This is a genomic window from Streptomyces sp. NPDC046727, from assembly GCF_040645635.1.
Classification (GTDB): Bacteria; Actinomycetota; Actinomycetes; order Streptomycetales; family Streptomycetaceae; genus Streptomyces.
On sequence record NZ_JBEYYR010000053.1, the window covers coordinates 1 to 17,101 of the forward strand.

11 protein-coding genes and 3 pseudogenes are annotated in these 17,101 nt (G+C 72.1%); 4 read left to right on the plus strand and 10 right to left on the minus strand.

Features of this window, described 5'->3' with window-relative positions:
* The 4 genes and pseudogenes from ABZ937_RS39580 to ABZ937_RS39595 all read right to left on the minus strand — a co-directional run.
* A pseudogene (locus ABZ937_RS39580) lies at positions 1-82 on the minus strand (TetR family transcriptional regulator); the annotation flags it as partial.
* A gap of 21 nt (positions 83-103) precedes the next feature.
* Positions 104-2,320 carry a catalase/peroxidase HPI gene (gene katG / locus ABZ937_RS39585; protein ID WP_361699671.1) on the minus strand — a complete coding sequence of 739 codons (2,217 nt, stop codon included), beginning with the start codon at positions 2,318-2,320 and terminating at the stop codon, positions 104-106.
* 33 nt (positions 2,321-2,353) lie between these two features.
* Positions 2,354-2,791: a Fur family transcriptional regulator gene (locus ABZ937_RS39590; RefSeq protein WP_361699673.1), complete on the minus strand. Its 438-nt coding sequence runs from the start codon at positions 2,789-2,791 to the stop codon at positions 2,354-2,356.
* A 341-nt stretch (positions 2,792-3,132) separates the two neighbouring features.
* On the minus strand, positions 3,133-4,287 hold the full coding sequence (locus tag ABZ937_RS39595) for an abortive phage infection protein (protein WP_361699675.1): 1,155 nt from the start codon (positions 4,285-4,287) through the stop codon (positions 3,133-3,135).
* A gap of 142 nt (positions 4,288-4,429) precedes the next feature.
* On the opposite strand from ABZ937_RS39595, the gene ABZ937_RS39600 reads away from it, so the two are divergent.
* Positions 4,430-5,440, plus strand: coding sequence for a hypothetical protein (locus tag ABZ937_RS39600; RefSeq protein WP_361699677.1), 1,011 nt, complete (start codon positions 4,430-4,432; stop codon positions 5,438-5,440).
* A gap of 24 nt (positions 5,441-5,464) precedes the next feature.
* The gene (locus tag ABZ937_RS39605) at positions 5,465-6,427 is read left to right on the plus strand and encodes a Ku protein (protein WP_361699679.1); all 963 of its coding nucleotides are present in this window, start codon (positions 5,465-5,467) and stop codon (positions 6,425-6,427) included.
* A 5-nt stretch (positions 6,428-6,432) separates the two neighbouring features.
* Here ABZ937_RS39605 and ABZ937_RS39610 read toward each other — a convergent pair.
* Positions 6,433-6,843, minus strand: a pseudogene (locus tag ABZ937_RS39610) (substrate-binding domain-containing protein); the annotation flags it as partial.
* Here ABZ937_RS39610 and ABZ937_RS39615 point away from each other — a divergent pair.
* Positions 6,838-6,927 (plus strand): annotated as a pseudogene (locus tag ABZ937_RS39615) (sugar phosphate isomerase/epimerase); the annotation flags it as partial. The pseudogenes ABZ937_RS39610 and ABZ937_RS39615 overlap by 6 nt on opposite strands.
* Positions 6,928-7,130: 203 nt before the next feature.
* Complete coding sequence (locus ABZ937_RS39620) at positions 7,131-8,270, plus strand: acyltransferase (RefSeq protein WP_361699681.1); 1,140 nt, start codon at positions 7,131-7,133, stop codon at positions 8,268-8,270.
* Positions 8,271-8,347: 77 nt separating this feature from the next.
* On the opposite strand, the gene ABZ937_RS39625 is transcribed toward ABZ937_RS39620, so the two are convergent.
* The 5 genes from ABZ937_RS39625 to ABZ937_RS39645 all read right to left on the minus strand — a co-directional run bounded on the left by ABZ937_RS39625 (position 8,348) and on the right by ABZ937_RS39645 (position 17,039).
* Positions 8,348-8,581, minus strand: a complete 234-nt coding sequence (locus tag ABZ937_RS39625) for a chaplin (protein WP_361699682.1) — start codon at positions 8,579-8,581, stop codon at positions 8,348-8,350.
* Positions 8,582-8,699: 118 nt separating this feature from the next.
* Positions 8,700-10,979, minus strand: a complete 2,280-nt coding sequence (locus ABZ937_RS39630; RefSeq protein WP_361699684.1) for a catalase — start codon at positions 10,977-10,979, stop codon at positions 8,700-8,702.
* Between the two features lie 712 nt (positions 10,980-11,691).
* Positions 11,692-14,232: a discoidin domain-containing protein gene (locus tag ABZ937_RS39635; RefSeq protein WP_361699686.1), complete on the minus strand. Its 2,541-nt coding sequence runs from the start codon at positions 14,230-14,232 to the stop codon at positions 11,692-11,694.
* A gap of 127 nt (positions 14,233-14,359) precedes the next feature.
* Entirely contained in the window at positions 14,360-15,175 is an 816-nt protein-coding gene (locus ABZ937_RS39640; RefSeq protein ID WP_361699688.1) for an inositol monophosphatase family protein, read from the minus strand.
* Positions 15,176-15,242: 67 nt separating this feature from the next.
* Positions 15,243-17,039 (minus strand): RICIN domain-containing protein, encoded by a 1,797-nt coding sequence (locus ABZ937_RS39645; protein ID WP_361699690.1) that lies wholly within the window; start codon positions 17,037-17,039, stop codon positions 15,243-15,245.
* Between the last annotated feature and the right edge of the window lie 62 nt (positions 17,040-17,101).

A 17,101-nucleotide genomic window follows, 5' to 3' on the forward strand; every position in this document is an offset into this window, starting at 1 on the left:
GTTCGGCGTAGCGCAGATAGCCGTCGATGGTGCGGTGCACCCGGTCCACGGCGGGCAGCTGGAGGCCGCCGGCGGCGGAGGTCCGTGGTGCGGGCGAGCCGGATCAGACGAGGTCGAACCGGTCCGCGTTCATGATCTTGACCCACGCGGCGACGAAGTCCTTCACGAACTTCTCCTTCGCGTCGTCGCTGGCGTACACCTCGGCGACGGCACGCAGCTCGGAGTTCGAGCCGAAGACCAGGTCGGCACGGGTACCGGTCCACTTGACGGCACCGGAGGCGTCACGGGCCTCGAACTCGTCCTGCGCGGGGGACGTCGACTTCCACTCCGTGTCCAGGTCGAGCAGGTTGACGAAGAAGTCGTTCGTCAGCGTGCCCGGCCGGTCGGTGAGGACGCCGTGCTTGGAGCCGTTGTAGTTGGCGCCGAGGACGCGCAGGCCACCGACGAGGACGGTCAGCTCGGGCGCGCTCAGGTTGAGCAGGTTCGCCTTGTCGACCAGCAGGAACTCGGCCGGCAGGCGGTTGCCCTTGCCGACGTAGTTGCGGAAGCCGTCGGCGGTCGGCTCCAGCGCGGCGAACGACTCGACGTCCGTCTGCTCCTGCGAGGCGTCGACACGGCCCGGCGTGAACGGCACCTCGACCGCGACGCCGCCGTCCTCGGCCGCCTTCTCGACGGCCGCGGAGCCCGCGAGCACGACCAGGTCGGCCAGCGAGACCTGCTTGGCGCCCTTGGCGTTGAAGGACTCCTGGATGCCCTCCAGGGTGCGCAGCACCTGAGCCAGCTGGTCCGGGTTGTTGACCTCCCAGTTCCGCTGCGGCTCCAGGCGGATACGGCCGCCGTTGGCGCCGCCCCGCTTGTCGCTGTTGCGGTAGGAGGAGGCCGCGGCCCACGCGGCGGAGACGAGCTGCGGGACCGTGAGGCCCGAGCCGAGGATCTCCTCCTTGAGGGAGGCGACGTCCGCGGCGTCGATCAGCTCACCGGTGCGCTGCGGCAGCGGGTCCTGCCAGAGCAGCTCCTCGCTGGGGACCTCCGGGCCGAGGTAGCGGGCGATCGGGCCCATGTCACGGTGCGTCAGCTTGTACCAGGCGCGGGCGAACGCGTCCGCGAACTCCTCGGGGTGCTCGTAGAAGCGCCGGGAGATCGGCTCGTAAATCGGGTCGAAGCGCAGCGAGAGGTCGGTGGTGAGCATCCGCGGGCGGTGCTTCTTCTCCGGGTCGAACGCGTCCGGGATGATCTCCGGAGCGTCCTTGGCCACCCACTGGTGGGCGCCGGCCGGGCTCTTGGTCAGCTCGTACTCGTACTCGAAGAGGTTCTTGAAGAACCCGTTGCCCCACTGGGTCGGCGTGTCGGTCCAGATGACCTCCAGGCCGCTGGTGATGGCGTCCTTGCCGACGCCCGTGCCGTGGGTGCTCTTCCAGCCGAGGCCCATCTGCTCCAGCGGGGCGGCCTCGGGGTCCGCGCCGACGCTGTCCGCCGGGCCGGCGCCGTGGGTCTTGCCGAAGGTGTGGCCACCGGCGATGAGGGCGACGGTCTCCTCGTCGTTCATCGCCATGCGGCGGAACGTCTCGCGGATGTCGCGGGCCGCGGCGATCGGGTCCGGGTTGCCGTTCGGGCCCTCGGGGTTGACGTAGATCAGACCCATCTGGACCGCGGCCAGCGGGTTCTCCAGCTCGCGCTCACCGGTGTAGCGCTGGTCGTCCAGCCAGACGGTCTCGGGGCCCCAGTAGACGTCCTCGTCGGGCTCCCACTCGTCGACCCGGCCGCCGGCGAAGCCGAAGGTCTTGAAGCCCATCGTCTCCAGCGCCACATTGCCCGTGAGGACCAGCAGGTCGGCCCAGGAGATGCTCTGGCCGTATTTCTTCTTCACCGGCCACAGCAGACGGCGGGCCTTGTCCAGGCTCACGTTGTCCGGCCAGCTGTTCAGCGGGGCGAAGCGCTGCTGTCCGCCGCCTGCGCCACCGCGACCGTCGCTGATGCGGTACGTACCGGCGCTGTGCCAGGCCATACGGATCATGAGCGGGCCGTAGTTGCCGAAGTCGGCGGGCCACCAGTCCTGCGAGGTGGTGAGCACCTCGGCGATGTCGCGCTTCACCGCGGCGAGGTCAAGGGAGTTGAAGGCCTCGGTGTAGTCGAAGTCCTCGCCGAGCGGGTTGGCCACGGCCGGGTTCTTGGCAAGGATCTTCAGGTTGAGCCGCTCCGGCCACCACTGGCGGTTGCCCCCGCCCTGGGTCGGGTGCGCGGCGCGGCCATGGGCGACGGGGCAGCCGCCGGCTCCCTCCGCATTCGCGTCTGCGACGTTCGCGTCATGGTTCTCAGTCATGGCAATCCTTCCGAACTGTGCGGAACTCGGTGCTCAGGAACTGTGGCCGGTGGAACAGTCGGGGCACAGGCCCCAATACACGACCTCGGCCTCGTCGATGGCGAAGCCGCGGTCGTCGGAGGCGGTCAGGCAGGGCGCGTCGCCGACGGCGCAGTCGACGTCGGCAACGGCACCGCACGACCGGCACACGATGTGATGGTGGTTGTCGCCCACGCGCCCCTCGAACCGGGCCGGGTGACCGGCCGGCTCGATGCGGCGCACGAGACCCGCGGCGGTCAGCGCGTGAAGCGCCTCGTAGACGGCTTGCAGGGAGATATGGCCTACGCGATCGCGGACTCCGGAGGCGATCGCCTCGACGCCGAGGTGGTCGCCGTCCCGGACGGTCTCCAGCAGCGCGACGCGGGCCGCCGTCACGCGCAGGCCGGCACCGCGGAGCTCCTCGGCGGTGGTCGGGGTCGGGGAGGCGGTCATGAGGGCGAACCTACCGTCAGAAACACGAGTGGTTCAAGAAAACGAAGGATGCAATTTTGGCCGTGTGTCGTCGCCCGGCGTCCAGCTGCGCGCGCCGGTGCGGATCCGTCTGCCGGTCCGCCCGAGCGTTTGCTCCCGGGTTTGCGCCGGCTGTCGGGGCGGTCCGGCCCGCCCGCATCATCCGGCCATGGATCGGCGACAGTTACACGGCGAGCCGGACCGCCCTCCGAACGGGTGAGCCGGCGTGCGTGTGCACGCCGGCTGCGGTGACGGTTGCGCGCCCCCTCACGGCGGCGAGCCGGGAGGTCACCCTCCCCCGGGGCCCGCCGCCCGGGTCCGGGTCAGTGGGCGTGCGGGCGGCCCGTTCGCGCGGACCGGTAGCGGCGGGCCAGGGCGTGGAATGCCTCCTTCGGCTCCCAGTGCCAGCCGGAGGCGGGGTCGTCCGGGCGGTCCTTGATCGTCTTGGTGAGGGCGTAGCTCGCCAGGTCGAGGTCGTGGCGCGGGTCGCCCGGCCGGTGCGGGGCGTCGGGGGTGACGAACTCGAAGGCCATCGCCGCGTACAGGTCCATCGAGGAGAACGCGTCGAGGAGCTGGGTGAGGTACGTCGCCTGGGTGCGTTCGCTGCGGACCAGGTCGCCCTTGATCTCCTGCTTGTCACGGTCGACGACGTCCCAGCCCATGCCGGCGGTCTCGGGCGCCCCGACGTAGGCGCAGGTGCCGAACTCGGTGATGGCCAGTGGCTTGCCCCACCGCAGGTAGCGGTTCAACTGCCGTACGTAGTCGGCCTTGTGGGGGAAGTACGAGTAGTAGTCGATGCCCACGATGTCGAAGAGGCGCCAGTCGACGTGGTCGTCCTGGGCGGCGGCGTAGCTCAGCCGGCCGTGGAAGACGGACCGGCCGACCGCGGCGGCCTTCGCCGTGAAACGGTCCAGGCGGCGCTGCATCGCGACGGGGTCCACCGTGCCGGCGAGCAGGTTCCGGATGCGCTCGAAGACGTCGTCGCCCGGGACGATGCCGGGTACGAACAGCCAGAACTCGCAGCCCACGCCGAGGTCCACGGCGGCGCCCTGCCGGCGCAGTCGCTCCGCGAACCGGCCGGTCTCGGCGAGGTGCTCCAGGATGTCCCGCTCCGGGACGTCGCCGAGGGTCGGCTGGAGCCAGACCCGCAGCCCCCGTTCGGCCGCCTCGGCGGCGGTGGCCGTGAGGCGCTCCACGCCGTCACCCGTCACGTCGACGGTGTCGGCGTACAGCTCGTCACGGATGACCCGGATGTCCTTCCGCATCCGGGCCGTGCTGAAGGCCGTACCCGGCGTCTCCCCCTCGCCCACGGTGTACACGACCCCGTGGTGGCGCAGTCCGCGCCCCGCGGTGCGGGCCTGCCCCGCACCGCCTTCCGCCGCCCGGGCACGGCCCGCCGGCAGCGCTGCGGCGGCCAGCCCCGCGGACGCCATGCCGGCCAGGAACTGTGCGCGTTTGATCCCCTTGGTCCTCTGCATACGATCACCCTGCCGGTGCCGGCCGCACCGGCGCCGTCCGCCGACGGTCTAGAAGGCGGGCCCGAAGGGCGGGAATCCGCCGCCGAAAGTCGCGGCACACCCCCTTCTCGAACAGCCACAAAAGGCACATGAACCCCCCGGAGTGAGAAACTCGGACTCCGTCATCGAGGTGGCCGTCGAGAGAGGGACCCTGGTGGACCTGGACGCCGTCGCCGACGAGCTGTACGGGCTGCGGCCGGAGGAGTTCGTGGCCGCCCGCGACCGCCGTGCCCTGGACGCCCGCGAGGCCGGAGATCAGGCCCTCGCGAAGCAGATCGGCGCGCTGCGGCGGCCGAGCCTGGCCGCCTGGGTCAGCAATCTGCTGGTACGCCACCGGCCGGAGGAGGTCGAGCCGCTGCTCGGCCTCGGCGAGGAGCTGCGCCGCGCGCACCGGGAACTGGACGGGGCGCAGCTGCGCAAGCTGGCCCGGCGGCAGAACGAGGTGATCGGCACCCTGGGCCGGCAGGCCCGGAAGCTGGCCGCACAGGCCGGGCATCAGGTGGGCGACGGCGTCCAGCGCGAGGTCGAGGAGACCCTGCACGCCGTGCTCGCCGATCCGGAGGCCGCCCGGGAGTGGGCGGCGGGCCGGCTGGTGAAACCGCTCGGCTCGACGGCCGGCTTCCCGGTGGCCGACGAGGCCCTGCTAAGCCGTCGGCCCCCGGCCGCGCCGAAGAGACCTGCCCGGCGCAAGGACCGCGAGAACGGCAAGGACCGCGAAGAAGGCAAGAGCCGCGAAGACCGCAGAGGCTCCGAGGACGGCAAGGACCGCAGGCGGGACGAGGAACACCGCCGGCGCCTGGCCGAGGCCCGCGAGGCCGAGCGGGAGCTGCGCGCACGGAAGGCGGAGGCCGAGCGGGAGCTGCGCGCGCGGGACGCGGAGGCCGACGACGCCCGACGGGCGGCACAGGAGGCCGGCGCCCGGCTGACCGAGACGGAGGAGCAGGTCCGTGACCTGCACAAGCGGCTGCGGCACGCGGAGGAGGAGCAGCGGCGGGCACGGTCCGCCGAACAGGACGCGCGGGAGCGGGCCCGGCGGGCCGACCGGGCCGTCCGGGAGGCCCGGCGCCGGGCGGAGACGGCCGCCGCGCGGCTGGAACGGCAGGCCGCCGGTTAGCGGCGGGACAGGAGGCGAGGAGCCATGGCGAGACCGATCTGGACCGGGGTCCTGACCTTCGGGCTGGTCACCCTGCCCGTGGGGCTGTACACCGCCACCGAGGACCACACCGTGCACTTCCACCAGCTCCAGCGCGGCACCTCGGACCGGATCCGCAACAAGCGGGTCAACGAGCGCACCGGCAAGGAGGTCGACAGCGACCGCATCGTCAAGGGCTACGAGCTGGAGGAGGGCGAGTACGTGGTCGTGGAACCGGAGGAGCTGGAGGAGATCGCGCCCGGGCGGTCGAAGGTGATCGACCTGGCCGGGTTCGTCGACCTCCACCAGGTCGAGCCCGTCTACTTCGACCGCACGTACTACGTCGGCCCGCGCGGCAAGGAGTACGTGAAGGTGTACGAGCTGATGCGGGCGGCACTGGAGCGTGCGGACAAGGCCGGGATCGCCACGCTCACCATGCGCGGCAAGGAGTACCTGACCGCGTTGCGCGCGCAACCGGGCGTCCTCGTCCTGCACACCCTGCACTGGGCCGACGAGGTACGCGACCCCGCCAGGGTGGTCGACCAGCTGCCGGAGCGGCGCACCCGGACGGACAGCAAGGAGCTGCGGACGGCCGAGCAGCTGATCGACGCCCTCACCATCGACTGGGATCCCCGCGACTACCGCGACACCTACGAGGAACGGGTCAAGCGGCTCGTCGCCGCGAAGCGGAAGGGCGAGGAGGTCGTCGGCGAGCCGGAGCCGCCGGAGGCGACCAACGTCATCGACCTCATGGAGGTGCTCAACCGCAGCGTCGAGGAGAGCCGGTCCCGGGGCCGTAAGGGCGGCGGCGGGAAGCGGCCCGCGCGCCGGAAGGAGGCCGAGGACCTGGCGTCCCTGTCGAAGGCGGAGCTGTACGAGCGGGCGAGCGACGCGGGCGTGCCGGGCCGTTCGAAGATGACGCGCGAGGAGCTGATCGAGGCCCTGGAGCGCCAGGGCGCCGCGGCCTGACCGGGTCAGGCCGGCGGCGGTCCCGTCGTCCCGCGGACCACCTGCTTGGGATCCAACTCCACCTCCCTGGGCTCCAGTTCCGGTTTCTCCGGGCGCTGGACGGCGAAGCGGACCGCCATCAACAGGCCCATGGCACTGCGGTCGTTGCCCGCGAGGACGGCCGCCGGCAGGGGCGTGCCGGCGTCCCGTTCGGCGAGCAGGAGCCGGCCCGCCTCGACGCCGGACCGCTCGGTGCGGTCGCCGGGGACGACCCGCTGCTCGGCCTGCAGTCCGTTGCGGCGCATCGCGGCCCGGCAGGCGCGCCGGCGCTCGGCCGAGCCGGGGCCGCGTCCGCCGTCGAGGTGCACGATCCTGCGGTGGCCGAGTTCCACGAGGTACCGCATGACCTGCCGTACGCCCTCGCCCTCGGCGGTGTGGCCACCGCCTGCGTGTTCGCCCGGGAGGAGCGGGCCCGCGAGTCCTCGGCGTCCATGCTGGACCGGATCCGCAAGGAGCCGGCCCGCCGGCGGAGCGCCGGGTGCGCCCGTCACCGCGGTGAGCGTCATCACTCGTGCGGGTGCACCCGGTCCCGCCGTCCGTGGCATAGGCGGCGGTCCGTCGTTCGGCAGCAGTGTGATGTTTGCCACGCGACGTGATGGACCGGGGGTGGACGGGCAACGTTCCCCGTCATGCCCCACGCGACCCTCCTGCGGCAGGTGATGTGATGACCACGGCGACGACCCGGGCGCTCCGGACGCCGCCCACCCGGACCGGCGCGGCTGCCACCGGGGTCTCCCCACCGGGCGCCCTGCCCTCCCTGCCGTCCCTCACCGGGCTGCGCTGGATGGCGGCGCTGCTGGTGTTCGGACTGCATGTGAACAACTTCGGCTACTTCGGTGGCAGAGGTGGCCGCCTCATGTTCTGGGGCTTCGGCGCCGGCGCCACCGGAGTGTCGTTCTTCTTCGTGCTGTCCGGATTCGTCCTGACCTGGTCGGCCCGGCCCCACGACCGCGCCCTCGCCTTCTGGCGGCGGCGCATCGCGCGGATCTACCCGGTGCACCTGGTCACCCTCGCCGTCGCGTTCGTCATGTCGTACACGCTGGCGCACCAGGCGCGGCCGACGGCGAAACAGGCCGTGGCGAACACCATGCTGCTGCACTCCTGGTGGCACCCGTGGTGGCAGACGCTGAACCCGGTCAGCTGGTCCCTGGCCTGTGAGGCCTTCTTCTACGCCGCCTTCCCGCTGCTGATCCTGGTGCTGCGCCGGCTCGGGGCGCGCGGCTCGACCGCGCTGGGCGGGCTGTCGGCGGCGGCGGTCCTGGTGCTGGCCTGGACCGATGCCCATCACTGGTGGACCCAGTCGATCTACTCGTTCCCCGCCGCGCGGCTGCCCGAGTTCGTGCTCGGCGCCGTCACCGCGCGGCTGGTGCTGCTCGGCCGCTGGCGCGGACCCGGCCTGGAGGCGTCGCTCGCCCTGGCGATCATCGGCTACTTCCTGGTTCCGCAGGTCACGCCCGGCTACTCCGCCACCGTGTGCACGCTCGCCGGGTTCGCCCTGCTCATCCCCGCGGCGGCGGTCGCCGACCTGCACGGGCTGCCGTCGCTGTGGCGGCACCGCCGGATGGTGCGGCTCGGCGAGCTGTCCTTCGCCTTCTACATGATCCACCTGCTGGTGCTGCGCGCCGCGACGGACCTGCTGGGCAGGAAGCCGCACTTCGGCCTGCTCGCGGGGGCCGCCGTCACCACGGCCGCGTTCACCGTGTCGCTCGCCCTGTCCTGGGCCCTGTACGAGGGTGTGGAGCGCCCGGCACGCCGACTGCTGCTGCGCCGCCGCCGGCCGGCCCCGGCTCCGACGAGCGGCTGAGCCCCGTCCGGGGCCTCCATCGTGTGAACGGCCGTGCGCCGGTCCCGGTCGCGGGGGCCGGCGCACGAGGGGCGTCACTACGAGACGCAGGTGTTGCCGAGGGTCACGTTCAGCACTCCGACGACGTTGATGTTGTTGCCGCACACATGGGACAGGATCCCGATCGGTACCTCGATGACGTTGCCGGAGACGACACCCGGGACGGCCACGGCGACGGCTGGGGCCGGGTCTGCCGCGAAGGCGCTCGCCGCGCCGGTCAGTGCGAGAACCCCGGTGAGTACGGTTGTCGTGGTGATGCTGCGAAGTCGCATGAGCTGCCCTCACTGGTAGGCGTCGGAACGCTTCCATCAGAGCGGGGGCATGCGTGGTCCGCCTCTCCGGGTAGGCCGTTCGGACAGCACCCCGGCCCGGCTTCCCTCGGTCGGCTGTTCAGGCGGCGGACGGGAAGCGTTCCCAGACCCGGTGGGCGCCGAGCAGCCGGGTGAGCTCCTCCAGGACGGTGGTGGCGGTGTCGCCGGCGATCACACCGGGCACGTCGAGCGGGATGCCGGCCGCCTCCAGCGCGGCCTCTCCGCCCTTGGCGGCGCCGATGGCCTTCCCGTGCCGGTACGCCTCGGTCAGCAGCAGCCCCACCCGTGGGTCCGGGGTGGCCTGGTGGACGCTGGGCTGGCCCGCCTTGGCGTCGCGGGCGCCGTACGCGTCGGTACCGACCCCGGGGGTGCCGGCCACCAGCAGCGCGTCGAACTCCACGGAGCGTGCGGTGGCGTAGGTCCGCTGCACGGCCAGGGCGTCGGAGCCGTCGCCGAGGGTGCCGGCGGCCGGGGCGACGACGAGCGGGACCATGCCGCCGTCGAGTATCTCCTGGCGTACGGCCCGTACGCCGTCGAGGTCGCCGTCGGGGCCGGTGACGATGCCGATGACCCGGCCCTCGGTGGGCCAGGTGCGCCCGATCTGGGAGAGGGCGGGGCTGGGCGCCACGTCGGCGAGGGGCACGGTGGCCTCGGGGGCGGGCAGGCCGAGGCCGGCGGCGACGCCCGCGCACAGCTCCGGGTCGATGTTCGCCAGGACCCGCAGCGCCCGCTCCCGGACGGCCTGCTCGTAGCACTTGGCGAGTTCGAAGGTGTAGGCGCCGATGATGTGCTCGCGCTCGGGCGGGCTCATGCTGAGCCAGAACCGGCGCGGCTGGCTGAAGTGGTCGTCGAACGACGCGGGTGCCTCGCGCACCTTGGTCGCCTCCGGCACCCGTAGGGGCACTTCCACGAAGGCGCCGGCGTCGGCACCGGCGGTGAACGGGCAGCCGCCGTCGAGGGAGTTGGGGCGGTAGGGGGCCACGCCCCGGTGCACGGCCGACTGGTGGAAGCCGTCGCGCGTCATGTCGTTGACGGGTGCGTGCGGGCGGTTGATCGGGATCTGCGCGAAGTTGGGTCCGGCCAGCCTGGTGATCTGGGTGTCCAGGTAGGAGAACAGGCGCCCGGCGAGCAGCGGGTCGTCGGTGATGTCGATGCCGGGGACGAGGTGGCCGGGGTGGAAGGCGACCTGCTCGGTCTCGGCGAAGAAGTTCGACGGGTTGCGGTCGAGGGTGAGCAGCCCGATCCGCTGCACGGGGGCCAGCTCCTCGGGGACGATGTTCGTCGGGTCCAGCAGGTCGATGCCCTCGAAGGTCTGGTCGGGGGTGTCGGGGAAGGTCTGGATGCCGAACTCCCACTCCGGGTAGGCGCCCGCCTCGATGGCGTCGGCGAGGTCCCGGCGGTGGAAGTCCGGGTCGACGCCGTTGATGATCTGCGCCTCCTCCCACACCAGGGAGTGCACGCCCAGCTTCGGCTTCCAGTGGAACTTCACCAGGGTCGTCTCGCCGGCGGCGTTGACCAGGCGGAAGGTGTGGATGCCGAAGCCCTCCATCGTGCGGAACGAGCGCGGGATGCCCCGGTCGGACATGTTCCAGAGGGTGTGGTGGGTGGCCTCGGTGTGCAGGGTCACGAAGTCCCAGAAGGTGTCGTGGGCGCTCTGCGCCTGGGGGATCTCGCGGTCCGGGTGCGGTTTGCCGGCGTGGATGACGTCCGGGAACTTGATCGCGTCCTGGATGAAGAACACCGGGATGTTGTTGCCGACCAGGTCGAAGACGCCCTCGCTGGTGTAGAACTTCGTCGCGAAGCCCCGGGTGTCGCGGACCGTGTCGGCGGAGCCCCGGGAGCCGAGCACGGTGGAGAAGCGGACGAAGACCGGTGTCTCGATGTCCTCGGCGAGGAACGCGGCCTTCGTCACGTTCGCCGCGGTGCCGTAGCTGCGGAACACGCCGTGCGCTCCGGCGCCGCGAGCGTGCACCACCCGTTCGGGGATGCGCTCGTGGTCGAAGTGCATCACCTTCTCGCGCAGATGGTGGTCCTGCAGGAGCACCGGGCCGCGCGGTCCCGCCTTGAGGGAGTGGTCGGTGTCGGGGAGCCGGGTGCCCTGGGCGTTGGTCAGATAGCTGCCGCTCTGTGCCATCCGCGCCTGGTCGGCGCCGGTCGGCTGCCCGGTCGGCGAGACGGTGTCCGGGCCGGTCTGGTCGGGCTTGGGCGGATACGGCTCATGGGGGTCGGTCGGCTCGGCGACCGGCGGTGACTTCGGCCCCGGCTTGCCGGGGATGCCGTCCTCCGGGCCCGCGGGTCCGCCCTGCAGGGCGTCCGCCACCTTGTCCGCCGCGCGCTTCAGAGGGTTCGTCTCGCTCATCGATACCAATTCCTTAGCTGGTCACGGGGCGGTTCCGGCACGGGCGGGTGGGGTCGGCGGCTTCCGTACCGGGGTCCCCGGGCCGGGGCGTCCGAAACCGGTCATCACGGGGATTTCCCGGTCGGGGTGAAGTCGGGCCGTCTCGTATCGAGTTGCCGGGACGGCAGGCCCGCCGGACGCACTGGTCCGGACCCGGGGACCGCCGGCCGGGCCAAGCGCCCCCTACCGAGGACCCTTTCGTCAGCAGGGCCGGCTTCTTGACCCGGAACAGGCGCACACCCGGCCGCCCGCACAGGCCACCCTAGGCGCTGGCACCGGCCGACGCAGTTCGGAACGGACCGGTCATGGGCACGCCCGGCAGGCAGCGACCGAAGCCGTCCAGGCCCACCGCCCTCTCCGATCGGCGCCGCACCCCCCCTCCTGACCGCCCGCGCGCGCAAACACGCGGTGCCGGGGCAGGGGGCCGTTCGGGTGGCACCCCGGCCCGGCACGGCGCGCCCGGCCCGGGGCCTGAGCGCGGACAGCACCACGTTGCCTCGGGCCCTGGCGACTCGCGGGTGGTGCGACCGCTCCGCCAGCGGCCGCGCTCCGCAGCGGCGGTGCGCCACCTGACCCGTCCGGGACACCCACCGCCGGGCCTGACACGAGACCCTGGCAGGCGACTGGGCCGCGTCCCGTGCGGAGCGGGGCTCCGTACGGGACGCGGGGTCGGCTACGGGAAGGACGTCACCTTGGACGGGACCGTGCTGGTCCCGGAGGTGGGTGCGCCGGTGTTGTTCACGACGTGCGCGTACTGGCCCTTGCCGCCGAGGGAGATCACCAGCAGGTCGTGCATCTTGATGCCGCTGGTCTCCGGCACCTGGAAGCCGTGTGCCTGGACGATCGACGGATCGGCCGTGTAGTTGCAGTAGCTGCCCAGGCCCCACGCCTCGTGGGTGGTGACGGTGTCGGCGACCTTGTAGGCCGCGTAGCCGACGATGCCGTCGTGCGTGACGGCCGCGGCGTTCGGGGCGTCGTACGCCTTCTCGTTCTGGAAGAAGATCGTCCGGCCGCGTTCTCCGCTCCAGTACACGTCGTACTTGTTGAAGTGCTCGACGAACAGGCCGGTGGCCAGGACGTCGTCGCCGTTGACGCGCAGGCCGTGGTCGGCGCGGTTGGTGTCCCAGCCGACCCCGTCGCCGTGGTCGGCGCGCCAGATCCAGGTGTGGTCGATGACGACGTCGTCGCTGTTCACGACCACGGAGTTGGTGGCGAGGCCGGGTCCGGCGCCGCCGATGCGGACGAACACGTCCTGCATGGTGGTGGGGTCGGCGGAGTGGTCGGCGGAGGAGCCGGGGGTGCCGATGCGCAGCAGTGTGTCGGAGTTGACCGGGCCCGCGTCGATCAGGAACCCGGCGAGCCGCACGCCGTCGACGTCGGCGACGTGCATGGCGTCGATGCCGTTGTCCGGTACCAGTGTGGCGAGGCCGAGGCCCAGGACGACGGTGTCGGCCCGGGTGACGTCGATGGTCTGGTCGAGGTGGTGGACGCCGGGGGTGAACAACAGGTTGAGGCCCTGGTCGAGGGCCGCGTTGATGGTGGCGGCCGTGGCGCCCGGCTTGACGACGTAGAACCGGTCGAGCGGGATGGACGTACCCGCGTTCGCGGGCCAGGAGACGCCCCGGGCGTTCGTGCGCTTGGCGGGGACGAACACCTTGTAGGTCGAGCCGTCCAGGTAGAGGAACGGCTTCTCGCGGGAGACGGGGGTGTTGTCCAGGGTGGTGTACGGGCCGGTGTCGAAGTCGGTGGCCGGGGCGCCCTGGACGCCGGAGAAGGTCATGTTCCACACGCCGTTGGTCCATCCGCCGACCGAGCTGTCCCGGGTGTACCACTGCTGCTGGGAGTACGGGCCCACCGTGCCGTCGATCTTCGAGTCCGCGATGTAGCCGCCGGAGGCCCAGCCGTAGCCGTTGGGGGCCAGGTCGAGGCCGCCTTGGACATGGATGCGGCGGAACGGCGCGGCCTGGGCGACGGCCCAGCGGTCGGTGCCGCTGACGGGCTTGAGGGCGAGGTTCTCCGCCGAACGCCAGAAGTTCTGGGTGGCGTTGCCGTTGAACCAGCCCGCGTCCACGGTGATGTCGCCGTTGATCCGGGTGTCGTCGGGGTTCAGGCCGAGGCCGGAGATCGAGGTGTAGAAGCCGAGCTGGGCGTTGATGCCGTTGTAGGTGCCGGGCTTGAGGAGGAACTGGTAGCGGCCGGTGCCGAACTGGGCGGATTCCTGCCGGGCGAAGACGTCGTCGAACTTCTGCTGGAGGTCGGGCGTGGAGGGGTCGACGACGATGACGTTCGGGCCGAGGTCGCCGCCGCCCTCGATCGGCGGTTCGCCGGTGCTGCCGGTGTGCACGGCGACCTCCCACAGGGAGTAGCCGTAGCCGGTGCCGCGGGCGGTGCCGTTGATCCGGACGTACCGGCCGGAGCCGCTGACGTCGTACGACGCCGTGCCGCCGCTCGCCCCGGTGATGCTCTTCAGGGTGCTCCAGCTCTGCCCGTCGGAGGATGCCTGGATCTGGAAGTCCTTGGCGTAGGCGGCCTCCCAGTTCAGGTCGACCTCGCACAGGTGCCGGACGGCGCCGAGGTCCACCTGGAGCCACTGCGGGTCGGCGGCCCGGCTGGACCAGCGGGTCGCGGTGTTGCCGTCGAACGCGGCGGAGGCGGGCGTGTCGGCGTTCTCGATGGAGGAGGCGGTGGCGGGCCTGCCCTGGGCGGCGTTGGCCGTTCCGCAGCCCGTCCGACCGCCGTCCGTGCTGCCGAACACCTGGAACTCCCAGAGGGAGTAGCCCCATGAGGTGGCCCGGTGCACGCCGAGCATCCGGACATAGCGGCCCTGGCCGGACACGTCGAGCGTGTCGACGCCGCCGTCGGAGCCGGTGACGGACTTGAGGTCGGTCCAGGTGGTCCCGTCCGCGGATATCTGGACCTTGTAGTCCTTGCCGTAGGCGGTCTCCCAGTTCAGGACCACCTGCGTGACGGTGGCGGTGCTGCCCAGGTCGACCCGGAGCCACTGGTCGTCGCTCGCGGCGGAGGACCAGCGGGTCCCGGTGTCGCCGTCGACGGCCTGGGCGGCGGCGGTGCCGCCGTTCTCCTGTGACGACGCGGTGGCCGTCTTCCCCTGGGACAAGGGGGTTTCGGCCGCGGTGGCCGAGGGGTGTGCGGTGGGCAGGGCGATCAACGCGGCTGTGGCGGCCAGCGCGACGCCCAGGGATCTCAGTCTCATGCGGCGGCTCCAGAGGACAGTGGGGCATCGAAACTCCTGACCCCACGGCTTAGTTCATGTTTTGATTTAAGTGATGAACCAAGCGGGCCACAAGCCTTCGGACATCAGTTCCTTCAACCGCCTCGGGTCAACGCGCCGGTGGCGTCCGGTTCTTGACCAGTTCCAGCAGGGCGGCGTGTGTCTCGGCGTCGGCCGCCGCGATCAGCCCGCCGGCGCCGGTGTGCAGCGGCTCGCCGTACAGGCCGGTCACCGTACAGCCGGCCGCCCGGCACAGTGCGATGCCCGCGGCGAAGTGCACGCTGTCGGCCAGGTGGCCGTCGGTGACATAGGCGGCCCGGCGCCCGGCGGCGACCCAGGCCACCGCGAGGGTGCTGGAGATCACCCGGGGCCGGAACCGCTCCGCGAAGCCCGGGTCGGCGAGCAGGCGGACCGCCTGGAAACCGGGCGCGTTCGGGAACGGCGGGTCGAGGTTGACGTCCACCAGCGCGGACCCGGCCGCGGGCGTCAGCTCCTCGTCGTCGCCGTCCCGGCGGACCCGGGCCCGCTCGCCGTCGGTCCAGAACACCTCGCCGCTGAACGGATCGGCCGTCGCCGCCGCGGTCACCTCCGGGCCCACCCGCAGCGCGACGTTCACGCCGACGAGCATGGTGTGCACCGCGTAGTTGAGGGTGCCGCACAGCGGGTCGACCAGCCAGCGGCGGCGGGCTCCGGCGGCGCCGGTGCGTCCGCTCTCCTCGGCCGTCACCGCGTCCTCGGGGCGGGCGGCGCGCAGGACGTCCAGGATGGCTCGCTCGGCGGCGAGGTCCGCTGCCGTAGCGAAGTCGCCGGCGGTCTTCTCGTAGCGGTCCAGCCGCCGTCCGTACAGCTCACGCACCACAGCCGCACCCGCCTGGGCCGCGGTCACGGCCAGCTGGGCGTCGGACTCCCCGTTGGTGATCGACATGACCGCAGGATAGGGGAGGTCGCCCGACCGGCGGCGATCGGGCCTGCCAGGGCCCGGCCGCGTCCTGCTAGGCCACGGCCGGGGTGAAGGTCAGGGTCTGTTCGGCCGCGGTGCGTCCGTCGCCGACGGGACTGCGGCCGGTGTCGGTCCAGGTCCGCGGCGGTGTGGTCTCGGCGAGCCGGCCGGAGGTCACGGAGAGGGCGAGGGCGAGGCCGCTGTAGCGGTTGACCAGGCGGTAGGTGCCGTCGCCGGAGGCGCTCGGGATCACGAACCACTGCTGTCCGACGGTCGGTCCGCCGGCCCGGGCCGTGGTGGCCGCGGGCTTGGCGCCCCAGGCGCGGCCGGCCGTCCTCGCGGAGTCGACGCCGAGCAGCCGGCCGGTCGCCGCGTTGGTGAGGGTGAAGGCGCCGTCGCCCATGGGCGCGAAGGACCAGGACGCGCGGGCGGAGCGGGTGGATCGTGCCACCGAGGTGACGGTGGAGCCACTGGACGCCTGGGCGAGGATCCGGCCCGAGCCGGCGGCGACGCGGTAGTCGCGGCCGGTGTCCACGGGCGGGGCGGCGGGCCGGGCGGAGTCGACGGTGAGGTCGACGTACTCGCCGGAGGCGTCGTGGGAGCAGCCGAAGGAGCAGTAGGCGCGGAAGGTCCTGCCGACGACCGCGGAGCCGGTGCGGCCGGCGCGGTCCAGGAACCAGCGGTACCAGGAGGCGGTGGTGTAGTCACCGGTGTCACCGATGAGTTCCCACTTCTGCGTGGCCAGATCGTCGGTGGCGTACAGGTACTGCGGTGAGTCGCCGCTCTGGTCGACGGCCTGCGGTGTGCCGATGTAGCGGCCCAGATGGGCGTCGTAGGCGATGTTCATGACGAACAGCGGCGAGGTCGGGGGCATCGTGCCGGCCGCGATCTGCTCGGCGGCAGTACCGGTGTTGGCCGGGTCGTACTCGGCGGAGACGGGGGTATAGCCGGTGGGGTGGCTCGCGTCGACGGGGACGATGTTGCTCTCCCGGCCACCGGCGCCGGGCTGGGACCAGGCGCCGTCGTACCACTTGCGCCAGGAGCCGGGGTCCATCTTGGCGGAGATCGGGGCGCGTGCCACGTGTTCGTAGAACGCCTTCCAGCCACCGCTCTTGTCGATGATCCGGGAGCCGTAATAGACGTAGAAGTAGCCGGAGGCGGTGTCGACGAACAGGCGCTGGTCGCCGTCGCCGTAGGAGTACGTCTGGTGCGGGAAGGCCGTGGTGTCCCCTCGCTCAGTGCTGTACGGCGAGGTGATCACATGGTCTCTTATGGTCCAGGTGCGGCCCCGGTCGGTGGAGACGGCGTAGTCGATGGCGTCGTAGTGCAGTCCGTCGCCGAAGGGCCGCGGGGTGAACTCGTTGTGCACCAGGCCGTACCAGTCACCGGTGTCGGGGTCGACCCACACCCCGGACAGGTCGCAGTAGTTCTTCTGCGCGTAGCCCGAGCCGCTCGGCGCGTACGTCGCCTCCCGTCCGGTGGGGCTGTTGTTGCACCGCCAGGTGGTGTCGTCGTTGCGGTCGGCGGGGTTGGCCGGGTCGACCGCCTCGCTCAGCGTCCGGTCGTAGGTGGCGGTGTCGAAGTCCTTGCCGGTGTAGAAGTCCCAGACCCGCGGGTCGCCGGCGCCGTAGAGCGCGGCGGACTGCTGGTAGTGGAAGGTGCCGTCCCGGTCGAGGTACGGGGTGGCGGGGGTGTCCGTGGGGTGGGTGAACGGTACCGGGGTCCCCACGGTCACCGTGTAGCCGGCGTCGCCGGGGGAGGCCGACCGGGCGGGGGACGCGGTGCCGCTGCCCAGGACCAGGGCGGCAGCCGCGACCACGGCGCCGCCCGCTCTGCTCAACAGTCGCACGGGTGCTCCTAGTTGCCGAAGGGCCGGTTCCACGGAACGATCCGGCCCCGGCGCGGCCCCGG